This window comes from Pseudoduganella aquatica, assembly GCF_020865585.1.
Classification (GTDB): Bacteria; Pseudomonadota; Gammaproteobacteria; order Burkholderiales; family Burkholderiaceae_D; genus Rugamonas; species Rugamonas aquatica_A.
The window spans coordinates 1,318,573-1,333,571 of record NZ_CP086370.1 but is presented as its reverse complement, the minus strand read 5'-3'; the positions used below and the strand labels follow the sequence as shown (position 1 = coordinate 1,333,571).

Annotated in this window: 7 protein-coding genes, 2 tRNA genes and 3 rRNA genes; 4 read left to right on the top strand and 8 right to left on the bottom strand. The window is 60.5% G+C overall.

The annotated features are described in order from the left end of the window. Nucleotides 1-2: 2 nt before the first annotated feature. Nucleotides 3-1,259 carry an SPFH domain-containing protein gene (locus KT882_RS05830; RefSeq protein WP_228894918.1) on the bottom strand — a complete coding sequence of 419 codons (1,257 nt, stop codon included), beginning with the start codon at nucleotides 1,257-1,259 and terminating at the stop codon, nucleotides 3-5. Between the two features lie 178 nt (nucleotides 1,260-1,437). On the opposite strand from KT882_RS05830, the gene KT882_RS05825 reads away from it, so the two are divergent. Continuing rightward, complete coding sequence (locus KT882_RS05825; RefSeq protein ID WP_161075681.1) at nucleotides 1,438-2,115, top strand: response regulator transcription factor; 678 nt, start codon at nucleotides 1,438-1,440, stop codon at nucleotides 2,113-2,115. Between the two features lie 2 nt (nucleotides 2,116-2,117). Then, complete coding sequence (locus KT882_RS05820; protein ID WP_228894917.1) at nucleotides 2,118-4,172, top strand: sensor histidine kinase; 2,055 nt, start codon at nucleotides 2,118-2,120, stop codon at nucleotides 4,170-4,172. A 50-nt stretch (nucleotides 4,173-4,222) separates the two neighbouring features. On the opposite strand, the gene rrf is transcribed toward KT882_RS05820, so the two are convergent. The 6 genes from rrf to KT882_RS05790 all read right to left on the bottom strand — a co-directional run bounded on the left by rrf (nucleotide 4,223) and on the right by KT882_RS05790 (nucleotide 10,269). Continuing rightward, nucleotides 4,223-4,335, bottom strand: a 5S ribosomal RNA gene (gene rrf / locus KT882_RS05815). Between the two features lie 106 nt (nucleotides 4,336-4,441). Further along, nucleotides 4,442-7,314: ribosomal RNA gene (locus KT882_RS05810) — 23S ribosomal RNA — on the bottom strand. Nucleotides 7,315-7,475: 161 nt separating this feature from the next. Then, nucleotides 7,476-7,551 (bottom strand) — tRNA-Ala (locus KT882_RS05805). Between the two features lie 10 nt (nucleotides 7,552-7,561). Next, nucleotides 7,562-7,638: transfer RNA gene (locus tag KT882_RS05800), tRNA-Ile, on the bottom strand. Between the two features lie 62 nt (nucleotides 7,639-7,700). Further along, nucleotides 7,701-9,231, bottom strand: a 16S ribosomal RNA gene (locus tag KT882_RS05795). The 16S, 23S and 5S rRNA genes sit together here with 2 tRNA genes alongside, the layout of an rRNA operon. Before the next feature lie 261 nt (nucleotides 9,232-9,492). Continuing rightward, nucleotides 9,493-10,269 carry an enoyl-CoA hydratase gene (locus KT882_RS05790; protein WP_228894916.1) on the bottom strand — a complete coding sequence of 259 codons (777 nt, stop codon included), beginning with the start codon at nucleotides 10,267-10,269 and terminating at the stop codon, nucleotides 9,493-9,495. 77 nt (nucleotides 10,270-10,346) lie between these two features. Between KT882_RS05790 and KT882_RS05785 the strand changes: the two genes are divergently transcribed. Then, on the top strand, nucleotides 10,347-11,636 hold the full coding sequence (locus KT882_RS05785) for an MFS transporter (RefSeq protein ID WP_228894915.1): 1,290 nt from the start codon (nucleotides 10,347-10,349) through the stop codon (nucleotides 11,634-11,636). Here KT882_RS05785 and KT882_RS05780 read toward each other — a convergent pair. Next, nucleotides 11,627-14,356, bottom strand: coding sequence for a DUF4214 domain-containing protein (locus KT882_RS05780; protein WP_228894914.1), 2,730 nt, complete (start codon nucleotides 14,354-14,356; stop codon nucleotides 11,627-11,629). The two genes, KT882_RS05785 and KT882_RS05780, sit on opposite strands and share 10 nt — an antisense overlap. A 158-nt stretch (nucleotides 14,357-14,514) precedes the next feature. Here KT882_RS05780 and KT882_RS05775 point away from each other — a divergent pair, with 158 nt between their 5' ends. Further along, nucleotides 14,515-14,958, top strand: a complete 444-nt coding sequence (locus tag KT882_RS05775) for a universal stress protein (protein ID WP_161074113.1) — start codon at nucleotides 14,515-14,517, stop codon at nucleotides 14,956-14,958. Nucleotides 14,959-14,999: the final 41 nt, after the last annotated feature.

Sequence of the window (14,999 nt, the reverse complement as noted above, 5' to 3'; positions counted from 1 at the left end):
AATCAGTTCTCCCCGCCGTTGGCAGCCACGGTCTCGCGGGCGGGCTTGCGCTGTCCAAGCAGGGCGGAGCCGATAAAGCCGCCCTCGGCCGGCGGCGCCGCGATGATCACCTGCACCTTGTCGGACAGCTTGTCCGCCATGGTCTTCTGGATCAGCAGCGGATGCTGGCTCAGCAGCGCGCCCTCACGCTCCATCTGCGCGCTGCTGGCCTTGCCCAGCGCATCCTGGCGGTAGGCCTCCGCGTCCGCCAGCTTGCGGCGCGACTCCGCCTCGCCGGTTGCTTCGATCACCCGCGCCTGCGCATTGCCTTCGGACGTCTTGATGCGCGCCGTCTTCTCAGCTTCCGCTTCCAGCCTGCGCTGCTCCACCTGCTTCTGCTTGAACGGCAGCACATGCCGCATCGCCTCCTCCTGCGCCCTCGCCGCGATCACCTGCTCGGAAGCAGCGGCTTCCGCCTGCTTCTCACGCCGCACTTTCTCCGCATCCGCCTCCAGCGCAGACTGCTTGACCTGCTTCTCCTTCAACTCCAGCGTGTAGCGCATCTTTTCCGATTCCAGTTCCTCGGCCAGCAGCTTCTCCATGCCCGCCTTGAAGTCTTCAGGCAGCTCCACCTTGCCGATGGCGACGGAGCGCAGCAGGATGCCGTCGGCCGCAAGCTTGGGCTTCAGCTGCGTTTCGATCGCCGCCTGGATCTCGGCCCGCTTGGTGGAGAAGATTTCGCGCACTGTATAGCGCGTAAAGACCTGGTAGATCACTCCCTGCACCGCAGGCCCCACCACATCGCCTTGCACGTCGCTGGACAGCTTGCGCGCCAGCTCCGGCAGGCGCGCCTGGTCGTAGGCATAGCGCACCGAAAGATCGACGCCCAGCGACAGCCCCTCCGCGGACTGGAACGGCGCCTCGCCGCTGCGCGCTGCCCGGTAAGTCTGGTCGCGCAAGGGGAAGCGGCGCAGCGTGTGCAAGCCCGGCACAACTACAGCCAGCCCCTCTCCCAGCTGGGTGCTGGCGCCGCTCCATTGATTCAGCCGTACCGCGCCTTCGCCACGCGCAACCGGCTGCACAGGCGGATGCGCATAGATGCCATATGCAAGCGCGCCTGCCGCCGCCAGCAGGACCAGCCTGGCCGCCAGGCCTGGCTTGGACAGGGCTGCGGCGCCGTAGCCAAACGCTCGGCCAACTGTCTTGCCAACTGTGCGGCTGAACGCGCCGCGTATCGCCAATGCCATCGTCTTTGCAGCGGCAGCGGCCCGGTTCGTCATGATGCTCTCCTTGTGGTGGGTGGTGGAATGGCATCCATAGTGCAGCGCCGAGCCGGGAGCGTTCAATGCCGCCGCCGCGCCGCTTTACTCACCGCTGTGAAGAAACGCTCACAGCGGGCGTATGACTTTTCAGCCAAAACGGTGGATACTCTCTGCCATGATCCAGAGGGAGATGCAGGTGTTGCGAGTCGCAGTCATTGAAGACGATGTCCCCACCAGCCGGCAACTGGCGGGCTGGATCGCTGCGGCCAAGCCGGGCATTGCCATCGACCAGTGGTATAGCCGAGACGAGGCCGAAGCCGCCATCGCGCGCGAAAAATACGACCTGGTGGTGCTCGACATTGAACTGGGCCGCGAGCGCCACGCGGGCGTGGCCATCATCAACGCCATCAACAAGCGCCACGGCACGCCGGTGCTGGTGGTGTCGGCCATGCCGGCCACCATCTACCGCTCCATCATGAAGGCTCTTGACGCCTGGGACTATCTGCAAAAGAGCACCTTCGAAGAGGCCGATTTCGTCGACACCTTCCTGGAGATCCTGCGCTCGGCGAAAGAGAGCAAACAGCCGCCGGCCGACCTGGCGATGGACCCGCTGCGCCAGCGCTCGCCCACCTGGCGCGGCCAGCGCATCAACCTGCCGCTGACGGCGCAGCGCATCCTGGCCGCCTTGTTCGCGCAGCGCGGCCAGGTGGTCAGCTACGACGAGCTGTTCGAGGTGGTCAAGAGCGGCCGCAACCGCGACAACATCCGCAAGCACGTCAGCACCATCCGCGACGCCTTCCGCGAAATCGATCCCGCCTTCGCCTGCATAGAAAGCGTGCCGATGCGCGGCTTCCGCTGGACCGATAGCGCCTGAGCATGGCCTGGCCCGTCCCCAGCCTGCAGCCCTACCGCCAGCGCATCCTCCTGCGCGCGGCCTTCCTGTCGCTGGCGGCGGCCACGGTGGGGCTGGCCATCTCCGTGCTGCAGCAGGAGAAACAGCTCAGCTACCAAAGCTACGCGCAGTCCTTTCGCAAGACGCAGGACCAGCTCGGCGCCACGCTGCGCCATCCCACCGGCCAGCTCGCGCTGCTCAACCCTCCCGCAGCAGCGCCAGGCAGCGAACTGCATCCGCTGCTGCTGCCCTTCCCCGCGCTCGATTTCGACGACCAGTACAAGGTGCAGCAGGCAGTGGCCATGTCCGGCTGCCTGGCGCAGGTTGGCGAACACGGATCGATTTGCACCGGCATAGGCAACAATCCCTGGGCGGGTGGCTTCATTTACGTGGCAGGCACCTTCGACAGCGCGCAGCTGGTGCCGCATCCGAAGCGCGAAGTGAGCGTGGACCAGGCCCACCGCGTGGTGCTCAAGGTGGCGATGCGCGGAGCGCAGTACCACTGGATCGCGCCGTTCGAGCAGCCAGTGGAAGGCGTCGAATCGCGCGGCGGCATGCAGGGACGGCTGACCGGCTTCACCGCCGCCGATGCGGGCCGCCCCAACGCCAGGCCGGTGCGCGACTTTCGCGGCTGGATCTGGCAAAGCCCGGTGTGCACCGATGCGGCCATGCCGCCGGACGATGCGCGCTGCAGGCACAGCACCTTCTTCTCGGTGCGGCTGCCGGTCGGCGTGCTGCAGGACGCCTTGTTCGACAAGGCGCGCCCGGTATGGCCGCCGGAAGATCTCGACAAGATCGGCGTGCACCTGGCGGTGCTCGGCCCCGGCGATGGCGCGCCCCTGCTCGATACCGCGCGCGACCGCGTGGCGCCGGGCTTCCGGCTGACCGATTTGCGCGCGCAGCTGCTGCCTGGCGAGACGCTGCGCATCAGCAAAACCGGCGGCCCGGAATTGCTGCGCCTCGAAGGCGCGGCAGACAGCACGGCAACCGCATCGCCGCTGCTGGCGCGGCTGGTGCGCCGCCTGCCGGTGACCGCCAGCGATGCGCCGCTCACGGGCAGCATGGTGATCGCCACGCCGCTCGGCAACTACACGCTGGAACTGCATGGCGACGCGCGCAGCGTGAACCAGAATCTGAGCGTGGTGGCAACGCGGGTGTCCTGGTTTGTCGGCGCCATGCTGGGCGCGCTGCTGCTGGCCTGGCTGGTGGTGGAGGTGGGCATTATCCGCCGCATTACCGCGCTGACCAGGCGCGCGGACAGCGTGGCGCAAACCGTCAAAGGCAGCAGCGAATTGGCGCAGCAGGATTTCAGCGACCTGCGCGGACAGGATGAACTAGGCGTGCTGGCCCGCTGCCTGCAAGACCTGCTGCGCCGCGTGCGCGAAGACGCGGAACGCGAGGCCATCCGCGCCGAGCAGGAGCGCGATATGTGGCATGCGGTTGGCCACGAAATCATGTCGCCGCTGCAGTCGCTGATGGCGCTGCACGGTGCGGAAGGCAATCAGAGCAAGCGCTATATCGAGCGCATGCAGCAAGCGGTTCGGATTTTGTACGGCAGCGCCTCGCCCAGCGAAGCTTTCCAGTCCAGCGCCATGCAGCTGGAGGATGTGGACCTGGACGCCTTCCTGCAGTCGGTGGCGGCCAACGCGTCTTGCGCCGGCATAGCCGGCGTGTGCTACGACGGTCCGGGCGCCGCCGTCATGGTGCGCGCCGACGAACATGCACTTGAGGATGTAATCACGCACATCCTCCAGAACGCGGCGCGGCACCGCGAAGCCGGCAGCACCATCCGCATCACGCTGGAAGCGGGCGAGCGCAATGCAGCCGTCGGCATTCATAACCAGGGCATGCCGATCGCGGAAGAAATGCTGGATAAGGTGTTTGAATACGGCGTGTCCAGCCAGGACGGCGGTGCGGCTGGCAGCCGGGGCCAAGGCCTGTTTGTCGCCAAGACCTATATGGCCAAGATGGGCGGCACCATCGCCGCGCACAATGTGGCCGGCGGCGTGGCCTTCACGCTGAACTTACAGAGAAGCTGAAAAGCGAAAAACCCCGCCAGGATCACCTGACGGGGTTCTTCATATAACTAGCCTGACGATAACCTACTTTCACACTGGTTGCAGCACTATCATCGGCGCAAAATCGTTTCACGGTCCTGTTCGGGATGGGAAGGGGTGGGACCGATTTGCTATGGTCATCAGGCTTTGACTTGTACGCTGCGTGCTATGGCACGCAGCTGCAATCTGGAAGAAGTAAATTCGGGTAGTAATTCAAACACAGGCAAATGCGATATAACCGTCAAGGTTATAGGGACAAGCCTTACGGGCAATTAGTACTGGTTAGCTTAATGCATTACTGCACTTCCACACCCAGCCTATCAACGTCCTGGTCTCGAACGACCCTTCAAGGAGCTTAAAGCTCCGGGAAATCTCATCTCAAGGCAAGTTTCCCGCTTAGATGCTTTCAGCGGTTATCTCTTCCGAACTTAGCTACCCGGCAATGCCACTGGCGTGACAACCGGTACACCAGAGGTTCGTCCACTCCGGTCCTCTCGTACTAGGAGCAGCCCCCTTCAAATTTCCAACGCCCACGGCAGATAGGGACCAAACTGTCTCACGACGTTTTAAACCCAGCTCACGTACCACTTTAAATGGCGAACAGCCATACCCTTGGGACCGGCTACAGCCCCAGGATGTGATGAGCCGACATCGAGGTGCCAAACTCCCCCGTCGATATGAACTCTTGGGAGGAATCAGCCTGTTATCCCCAGAGTACCTTTTATCCGTTGAGCGATGGCCCTTCCATACAGAACCACCGGATCACTATGTCCTACTTTCGTACCTGCTCGACTTGTCGGTCTCGCAGTTAAGCACGCTTATGCCATTGCACTATCATCACGATGTCCGACCGTAATTAGCGTACCTTCGAACTCCTCCGTTACACTTTAGGAGGAGACCGCCCCAGTCAAACTGCCTACCATGCACTGTCCCCGATCCGGATCACGGACCAAGGTTAGAACCTCAAACAAACCAGGGTGGTATTTCAAGGTTGGCTCCACGAGAACTGGCGTCCCCGCTTCAAAGCCTCCCACCTATCCTACACAGATTGGTTCAAAGTCCAATGCAAAGCTACAGTAAAGGTTCATGGGGTCTTTCCGTCTAGCCGCGGGTAGATTGCATCATCACAAACACTTCAACTTCGCTGAGTCTCGGGAGGAGACAGTGTGGCCATCGTTACGCCATTCGTGCAGGTCGGAACTTACCCGACAAGGAATTTCGCTACCTTAGGACCGTTATAGTTACGGCCGCCGTTTACTGGGACTTCAATCAAGAGCTTGCACCCCATCATTTAATCTTCCAGCACCGGGCAGGCGTCACACCCTATACGTCCACTTTCGTGTTTGCAGAGTGCTGTGTTTTTATTAAACAGTCGCAGCCACCAGTTTATTGCAACCCTTTCGCCCTACTGAAGTAAATCAGCCAAGCTACCGGGGCGTACCTTTTCCCGAAGTTACGGTACCAATTTGCCGAGTTCCTTCTCCCGAGTTCTCTCAAGCGCCTTAGAATACTCATCTCGCCCACCTGTGTCGGTTTGCGGTACGGTCTCGTATGACTGAAGCTTAGAGGCTTTTCTTGGAACCACTTCCGATTGCTACGTGAACAAGTTCACTCGTCCCACTCCCTTGAATTACGCGCCCGGATTTGCCTAAGCGCCTTCTATGAAGCAGAAACTGACTATTCCAACAGTCAGACAACCTTCCGCGATCCGTCCCCCCATCGCATCATACGACGGTGCAGGAATATTAACCTGCTTCCCATCAGCTACGCATCTCTGCCTCGCCTTAGGGGCCGACTCACCCTGCTCCGATGAACGTTGAACAGGAAACCTTGGGCTTACGGCGTGGGGGCTTTTCACCCCCATTATCGCTACTCATGTCAGCATTCGCACTTCTGATACCTCCAGCATCCTTTACAAGACACCTTCGCAGGCTTACAGAACGCTCTCCTACCATATCCTTGCGGATATCCGCAGCTTCGGTGACTGGCTTAGCCCCGTTACATCTTCCGCGCAGGACGACTCGATCAGTGAGCTATTACGCTTTCTTTAAATGATGGCTGCTTCTAAGCCAACATCCTGACTGTTTTAGCCTTCCCACTTCGTTTTCCACTTAGCCAATCTTTGGGACCTTAGCTGGCGGTCTGGGTTGTTTCCCTCTTGACGCCGGACGTTAGCACCCGACGTCTGTCTCCCAAGCTCGCACTCATCGGTATTCGGAGTTTGCAATGGTTTGGTAAGTCGCGATGACCCCCTAGCCATAACAGTGCTCTACCCCCGATGGTGATACTTGAGGCACTACCTAAATAGTTTTCGGAGAGAACCAGCTATTTCCAAGTTTGTTTAGCCTTTCACCCCTACCCACAGCTCATCCCCTAATTTTTCAACATTAGTGGGTTCGGTCCTCCAGTGCGTGTTACCGCACCTTCAACCTGGCCATGGGTAGATCACTTGGTTTCGGGTCTACACCCAGCGACTGGCGCCCTGTTCGGACTCGATTTCTCTACGGCTCCCCAATCTGGTTAACCTTGCCACTGAATGTAAGTCGCTGACCCATTATACAAAAGGTACGCAGTCACGGAACAAGTCCGCTCCTACTGTTTGTATGCACACGGTTTCAGGATCTATTTCACTCCCCTCCCGGGGTTCTTTTCGCCTTTCCCTCACGGTACTGGTTCACTATCGGTCGATTACGAGTATTTAGCCTTGGAGGATGGTCCCCCCATATTCAGACAGGATTTCTCGTGTCCCGCCCTACTTGTCGCATACTTAGTTCCACACATCGCATTTCGTGTACGGGGCTATCACCCGCTATGGCCGCCATTTCCAGAGCGTTCCACTATGCGTCATGCTAAATCATGCAGGCTCATCCCATTTCGCTCGCCACTACTTTGGGAATCTCGGTTGATTTATTTTCCTGCAGCTACTTAGATGTTTCAGTTCGCCGCGTTCGCTTTGCATGCCTATGTATTCAGCATGCAATGACCTAAAAGGCCGGGTTTCCCCATTCGGAAATCCTCGGATCAAAGCTTGTTTGTCAGCTCCCCGAGGCTTATCGCAGACTTCTACGTCCTTCATCGCCTGTAATCGCCAAGGCATCCACCATGTGCACTTATTCACTTGTCCCTATAACCTTGACGGCTATCGGTATCAAGCATTTACTACTGTGTTTGATGATTTATCTACTACCCTGAATATCTTGCGATATTCAATAAATCTTTACTTCTTCCAAATTGTTAAAGAACGGTACTACTTTTATTTAAGGTTCGGACCTTAGATAAAAGCAGTGGTGGAGGATGACGGGATCGAACCGACGACCCCCTGCTTGCAAAGCAGGTGCTCTCCCAGCTGAGCTAATCCCCCGGGGTAAGACTGGTAGGGCTGGTTGGACTCGAACCAACGACCCCCGCGTTATCAACACGGTGCTCTAACCAGCTGAGCTACAGCCCCAAAAACGTTCTCTTTAAAAACAGCCGATAAGTGTGAGCGTTTGGCGTGGCGCCATACTCTAGAAAGGAGGTGATCCAGCCGCACCTTCCGATACGGCTACCTTGTTACGACTTCACCCCAGTCACGAATCCTACCGTGGTAAGCGCCCTCCTTGCGGTTAAGCTACCTACTTCTGGTAAAACCCGCTCCCATGGTGTGACGGGCGGTGTGTACAAGACCCGGGAACGTATTCACCGCGACATGCTGATCCGCGATTACTAGCGATTCCAACTTCATGCAGTCGAGTTGCAGACTACAATCCGGACTACGATACACTTTCTGGGATTAGCTCCCCCTCGCGGGTTGGCGGCCCTCTGTATGTACCATTGTATGACGTGTGAAGCCCTACCCATAAGGGCCATGAGGACTTGACGTCATCCCCACCTTCCTCCGGTTTGTCACCGGCAGTCTCATTAGAGTGCCCTTTCGTAGCAACTAATGACAAGGGTTGCGCTCGTTGCGGGACTTAACCCAACATCTCACGACACGAGCTGACGACAGCCATGCAGCACCTGTGTGAAGGTTCCCTTTCGGGCACTCCCCAATCTCTCGGGGATTCCTTCCATGTCAAGGGTAGGTAAGGTTTTTCGCGTTGCATCGAATTAATCCACATCATCCACCGCTTGTGCGGGTCCCCGTCAATTCCTTTGAGTTTTAATCTTGCGACCGTACTCCCCAGGCGGTCTACTTCACGCGTTAGCTGCGTTACCAAGTCAATTAAGACCCGACAACTAGTAGACATCGTTTAGGGCGTGGACTACCAGGGTATCTAATCCTGTTTGCTCCCCACGCTTTCGTGCATGAGCGTCAATCTTGACCCAGGGGGCTGCCTTCGCCATCGGTGTTCCTCCACATCTCTACGCATTTCACTGCTACACGTGGAATTCTACCCCCCTCTGCCAGATTCTAGCCTTGCAGTCTCCATCGCCATTCCCAGGTTGAGCCCGGGGATTTCACGACAGACTTACAAAACCGCCTGCGCACGCTTTACGCCCAGTAATTCCGATTAACGCTTGCACCCTACGTATTACCGCGGCTGCTGGCACGTAGTTAGCCGGTGCTTATTCTTCAGGTACCGTCATTAGCTCCGGATATTAGCCGAAACCGTTTCTTCCCTGACAAAAGAGCTTTACAACCCGAAGGCCTTCTTCACTCACGCGGCATTGCTGGATCAGGCTTGCGCCCATTGTCCAAAATTCCCCACTGCTGCCTCCCGTAGGAGTCTGGACCGTGTCTCAGTTCCAGTGTGGCTGGTCGTCCTCTCAGACCAGCTACTGATCGATGCCTTGGTAGGCCTTTACCCTACCAACTAGCTAATCAGATATCGGCCGCTCCAGGAGCACAAGGCCTTGCGGTCCCCTGCTTTCATCCGTAGATCGTATGCGGTATTAGCGTAACTTTCGCTACGTTATCCCCCACTCTTGGGTACGTTCCGATATATTACTCACCCGTTCGCCACTCGTCAGCGGAGCAAGCTCCCTGTTACCGTTCGACTTGCATGTGTAAAGCATGCCGCCAGCGTTCAATCTGAGCCAGGATCAAACTCTTCAGTTCAATCTCTGTTTAAAGTCATTGCTGACTTGGTCGCCCTTCAAAATAACTGACGATTCCTTCTTTCGAAGGTCACGTTTAATTTTTTCGTTGAGCGTTTAATAATTTGAGCTAAGAGGCTTGCGCCTCCGGCATCATCATCAAACGCCCACACTTATCGACTGTTAATTTTTAAAGAGGTCTGCGTTTCTTGCTGAAGCGTTGTGTTCAGCAGCAGAGAGACGAGATTATGGGGCTTGGCTCCACACTCGTCAACACCTAATTTCAGAGTCCGTCGAAATTCGGCGCCCGCTTTTCCAGGAAGGCGTGCATGCCTTCGCGCTGGGCCGGGGTGCCGAAGGCTGCCTGGAACAGGCGGCGCTCGTAGTTCACGCCTTCCGTCAGCGTGGTTTCGAAGGCCCGGTTGACGGCGTCCTTGATCTGCATGGCGACCGACGTGGACATGGAGGCGATGGAGGTGGCGGCCGCCAGCGTTTCCTCGATCAGCTTGTCCGCCGGCACCACGCGCGACACCAGGCCGATGCGTTCGGCTTCAGCCGCATCTATCATGCGCGCGGTCAGCAGCAGGTCCATGGCTTTGGCCTTGCCGATGGCGCGCGGCAGGCGCTGCGTGCCGCCCGCGCCCGGCGTGACGCCGACCTTGATTTCAGGCTGGCCGAACTTGGCGCTGTCGGCGGCGATCAGGAAATCGCACATCATGGCCAGCTCGCAGCCGCCGCCCAGCGCGAAGCCGGCTACCGCGCCCACCACCGGCTTGCGCACTTTCAGGATGTGCTCCCAGTTGCGGGTGATGTAATTGTCGCGGTAGGTATCCTGGTAGGTATAGTCGGCCATGGCGGCGATGTCCGCGCCGGCGGCAAAGGCTTTTTCGCTACCGGTCAGCACGATACAGCCGATGTCCGGATCGGCGTCGAACTTGCGGAAAGCGTCGCCCAGCTCGTTCATCATGCGGTCGTTCAGCGCGTTCAGCGCTTTCGGACGGTTCAAACGGATCAAGGCAACCTTGCCGTGCGTTTCCACAATCAGGTCTTCATATTGCATCGGGCTCTCCTTATATACAAAGCGGGTATCGGCCGATTGTAGCGGTTCTGATAGCAGCGCTGGTATTATTTGCAGCGATGCCATTCCTACCTCCCGCCCTGCGCCGCTACGTCGGTGACAAACTGGCCAGCGATCCCCTGCTGCGTAATCCGGACTTCCGCCGTTACTGGCTCAGCAGCGTGCTGAACAGCTTTGGCGCCCAGATCAGCGCCCTGGCCGTTCCGCTGTGCTCCGCCCTGCTGCTGCACGCCACGCCCGGCCAGATGGGCATCATCGCCGCCTGCCAGGCGCTGCCCTACGCGCTGTTCGCCCTGCCCGCCGGCGTGTGGCTGGACCGGCGCCGCAAGCTGCCCATCCTGCTGGCGAGCCGCCTGCTGCAGGGCGCGCTGCTGGCCAGCATCCCGCTGGGCTGGTGGCTGGGCATGCTGTCCATGCACTGGCTGTACGCGGTGACCTTCCTGTTCGCCACCTGCGGCGTACTCAGCGGCGCTGCCGAGCAGATCTTCCTCAACCTGCTGGTGGGCCGCCAGCAGCTGATCGAGGCGCAGTCGAAGTTCGCCACCACCGATTCCATCTCGCGCCTGGTCGCGCCCGGCCTGGCCGGACTGCTGGTGCAATGGCTGACCGCGCCGTTCGCCATCCTGTTCGACGCCGCCAGCTTCTTCATTTCAGCGTGGAATTTGCGCAAGACGCAGCTGGCCGAGCCGGCGCCCGTGCCCTCGGACAAGCATCCGCTGCGCGACATCGCCTCCGGCTTCGCCTTTATCTGGCACGAGCCGCTGCTGCGCACGCTGGCCTGGGGCGCGGCGCTGTGGCACTTTTTCCTGTTCGGCTACAGCGCGCTGCTGATCCTGCTTGCCACGCGCGAACTGGGCATGACGGCGGGCATGCTGGGCGCGGCGCAGATGCTGGGCGGCCTGGGCGTATTCCTGAGCGCGGTGCTGGTCAAGCGGCTGAACCGCCGCTACGGGGCGGGCAAGACCTTTCTGGTGGGCACCTGCGGCACAGTGGCCGGCTTCGCACTGATGCCGGCGATACCGGCCTCGCTGTTCGGCAACCCGGTCTACAGCGCGGCGGCCTTCGGCCTGGTGGTGTTCATGTATGACTGCGCGGTGATGCTGTACTTCATCCCCTTCATGGCCCTGCGCATGAAGGCCACGCCGGACGCCTACACCGGCCGCGTGATTTCCACTATGCGCTTCCTGACCGGGGTAACCGGTCCGGCAGGGGCGCTGGCGGCCGGCTATCTGGGCGACCACTACGGCATCCGCACCGGCATGGCCTGCGTGGCGGCCGGCGGGATAGTGCTGGCGGCGGCGCTGGTGATGTCCCGCCCGCTGCGCAGCGTGGCGCCGGATCAACCGTAAGGCGTATACTCGAAGCCGTTGCCGATCACCTTGAGAATTTCGGCAACGTATTCGCTGCTCTCGCTAAATGCTGCCAGCAGATCGGCACGGCTTACGCCATTGTTCAGCGCATAGTTCCAACTGTTGACCCCGCCCGTATCGCCCGCGCGGTGCAGCACGTTACGGTACAGATTGTCGATAAACACTTCGTTGCTGCTGCTGACGCCGTACAGGCTCTGGAACTCCGGGCTGGACAGGAAAGCATCCGCCACCGCCTTCAAACCCATACCCTGATCCATTTGCGACATCCAGTATCCCAGGCCGCCCTTGTCCGGCGTACGGTTGAATGCCGCCTGGTAAAGCCGGTAGGTCTGGCCACCGTTGCCATCCACATCCAATGCGATGTTGCGGTCGGAGAACTGCAAGCGCTCCACGCCGGTCAGCGTGTCGCCCGAACCGACGCTGCCGCCGTTACGGTACAGCACCTTGGTTTCGGTGGCGCCGCGTGTAACGGCATAGCTCGAATAGCTGTTGCCATACACGACGACATCGACGCCGTCGCCGCCGGACAGGCGAATATTGGTGCCGATGCCGGACAGGACGTCGTTGCCGCTGCCGCCCTGCGCCACCGTATCGAGCGTGGTGAAGCTGTAGACCCGGTCGGCCAGGAATTTGTTGCCGGAGTAATCCATCAGCGAACCCGCCGGCAGTTCCAGCGTGTATTTGGTGCCAGGCTGCAGATTGGCCGTCGGGTCGATGGTGACCACCTTGCCGGTGATTTGCATCCGGCTGCTCGACGAGCTGTAGCTCTCCACCACATTGCCCTGGGCGTCGATCAGGCGGATGGGACTGTCGCCGGTGCGCATCAGGTCGTCAAAGGTCAGCGTGAGATTGCCAGTCAGGCTGGCGCCCTTGCCACCGTTGACCGGCGAAAAGGACAACAGGGTGGGCATCACGGTATCGCCGCTCAGGTTGTAGCTGCTGAGCGTGTAGCTGCCGCTGGGTGCGGCGCCATAATAAGTGCTGGCGCCCAGCGTCAGGTAATAGTCGCCGGTTGCGTCCGCCGTGAAGCTGTAGCCCTTGCCGCTCAGGCCGGACAACGTGGTCAGGTAAGAGCTATAGCCGGAAGAGGACACCATGGACATGACCACCTCGCTGCCGGACACGTCCAGCGTGCCGGCGCCGGATGCCTTGCCCTCCAGCACAAATGCGTACTTGGTGCCGGCCACCAGCTTGACCTTGATCCAGTCGCTGTCGCCGGCAAAGTTCAGCGCTCCGGCCAGTTTGCCGCCGGTGGCCAGCAGGCCCGTGGTGGCGCTGCTGGCGGCGAAATCGTCGCCGGTCGGCGCATTGGCCTGCAGCGTGTAGCCGGAGGTGCCGCTGCTGTAGTTGTTCGCCACCGTGAGATAGTAGTCGCCCGTGTAATTGGCGGTGTAGACACGGTAGTCGGTGGCGCCGGCTTTGGTGTAGCTGAGCAGGCCGCTGCTCGACCCGTTGGCATCCGCGCCGCTCATATAGAGGCTGGGGTTGCCGACCGGGTTCTGCCCCTTCAGCTCGAAGGTATAGGTGGTGCCGGCTTTAACGGCGAACTTGAATACGTCCTTGTCGTAAGCCAGTTCCAGGCTGCCGGTGACCGTGTTGCCCAGGCTCAGCGGCGCGGCGCTGGCTTTGTCGCTGCCGTAGTCGTCGCGGGTGCCGATGACGGCGCTGGCCACATAGTTACCCAGGTAGTAACTGGACGAGTCGCTTACTTCGAAATAATAGGTGCCGGTCTTGGTGGGCACGAATTGCAGCACGGTCTGCGAATTGGAACCCGATTGCGCGGCCATGACCTGGCTGGCGCTGTCATACAGCTTGAGCTGGGTGTAGCTGGAACTGTAGGCGCCGCTGGCGCCTGGCTTGGCGGTGAACCAGTAAGTGGTATTGGCATTAAGCGAGACCGCATACCAGTCTTTGTCGCCTGCGGCATCCATCTTGCCCGGCGTGGAGCTGCCAACCGTCAGCCGGCCCGCGCCGGCCGCGTTGGCGCCATAGTCGTCCAGCCCGGCCGCCATCAGCACGCTGTAGTCGGACGCGGCGCCGGTGCTGCCGCTGCTGCTGCCGCTCAGCGTCAAGTAATAGCTACCGCTCAAGGCGGCGACAAAGGAGTAGCTGCCTGCGGAGGAACTGGTGGCGACGTATTGGCCGTTGGCGTCGGTCAGGGAAACACTCACGCCGCTGCCGCTACTCATGGCGGGCTTGACGCTGTAAAGGGTGCCCGCCGTGAGCGCGACCTTGTAGACGTCGAGGTCGGACGGACCTTCAAAGGAACCGCTGGTGCTGATGCCCAGCGCGAGGGGCGCAGCCGTCGCCGCCGTATCCCCCACGGCGTCCGCCGCGCCGGCAATCGCGCTGACGGTGTAGGCGGTGGCCAGGCTGCCGAAATTGTTGGTGGCGCTGAAGTAGTAGTCTCCGGCCAGGCCGGACTTGAACACGGTGGACAGTTCGGTCCCGCTAACGCTCGACCCGGCCGAGGAAACATAGCCGCCCTGGGCTTGCGACAGGCCCAGAGCGTAATCGTAGTAGGAGTAGCCGGTCAGCGCCGGCAACGTCAGCTTGAAGGTGTAATAGGTGTTGGCGGCCAGGCTGACGCGGAACCAGTCGCTATCGCCGCGCTGCTCAAACACGCCGCTGGCCTGGCTGCCTACAGCCAGCACGCCAGAGGTATTTTTGTCGGAAGTGTAGTCGTCGATCGTGGCCATGGGGTGCTTTGCAGTTGAATTGCCGCAGATTGTATCGGCTTTGCTATATGGCAAATGTCACACATTGTCACGAGGAAACTAATGGCGACTGGCGTGCGCCGGACACAGGCCCTTCGCGCCTACACTGGATCATTGCCGTCCAGGCTCAGGAGACCACCATGTTCAAGCACATTTTATTTCCCACCGACGGTTCCCCCCTGTCCGAGCAGGCCACGGCGCGGGTGATGGAGCTGGCACGCGTTCATGGCGGGCGCGTAACCGCCATCAGCGTGCTGCAGCCCTTCCCTTTCATGACGATGAGCGGCGACAGCGGCGTGGTGGTGCCGGACGCGGAAGTGTTCGAGGGCCAGATGGCGCGCGCCGCGCAAGATGCGGTAGGCAAGGTGACGGCGGCGGCCAGCGCGGCCGGCGTGCCCTGCGAGGGCATCGTGGCGAACTCGCCCAGCCCTTACCAGGAGATCGTGGCGGCGGCAGGAAAGCTGGGCTGCGACGCGATTGTGATGGCGTCGCACGGCAGGACGGGGCTGAACAAGCTGTTCCTGGGCAGCGAGACGCAAAAGGTGCTGGCGCATACGGAACTGCCGGTGCTGGTGTTGCGCTAGCAGCGGCGGGTTGCGGCGCACAGCGCCTAAGCCGCCCTACG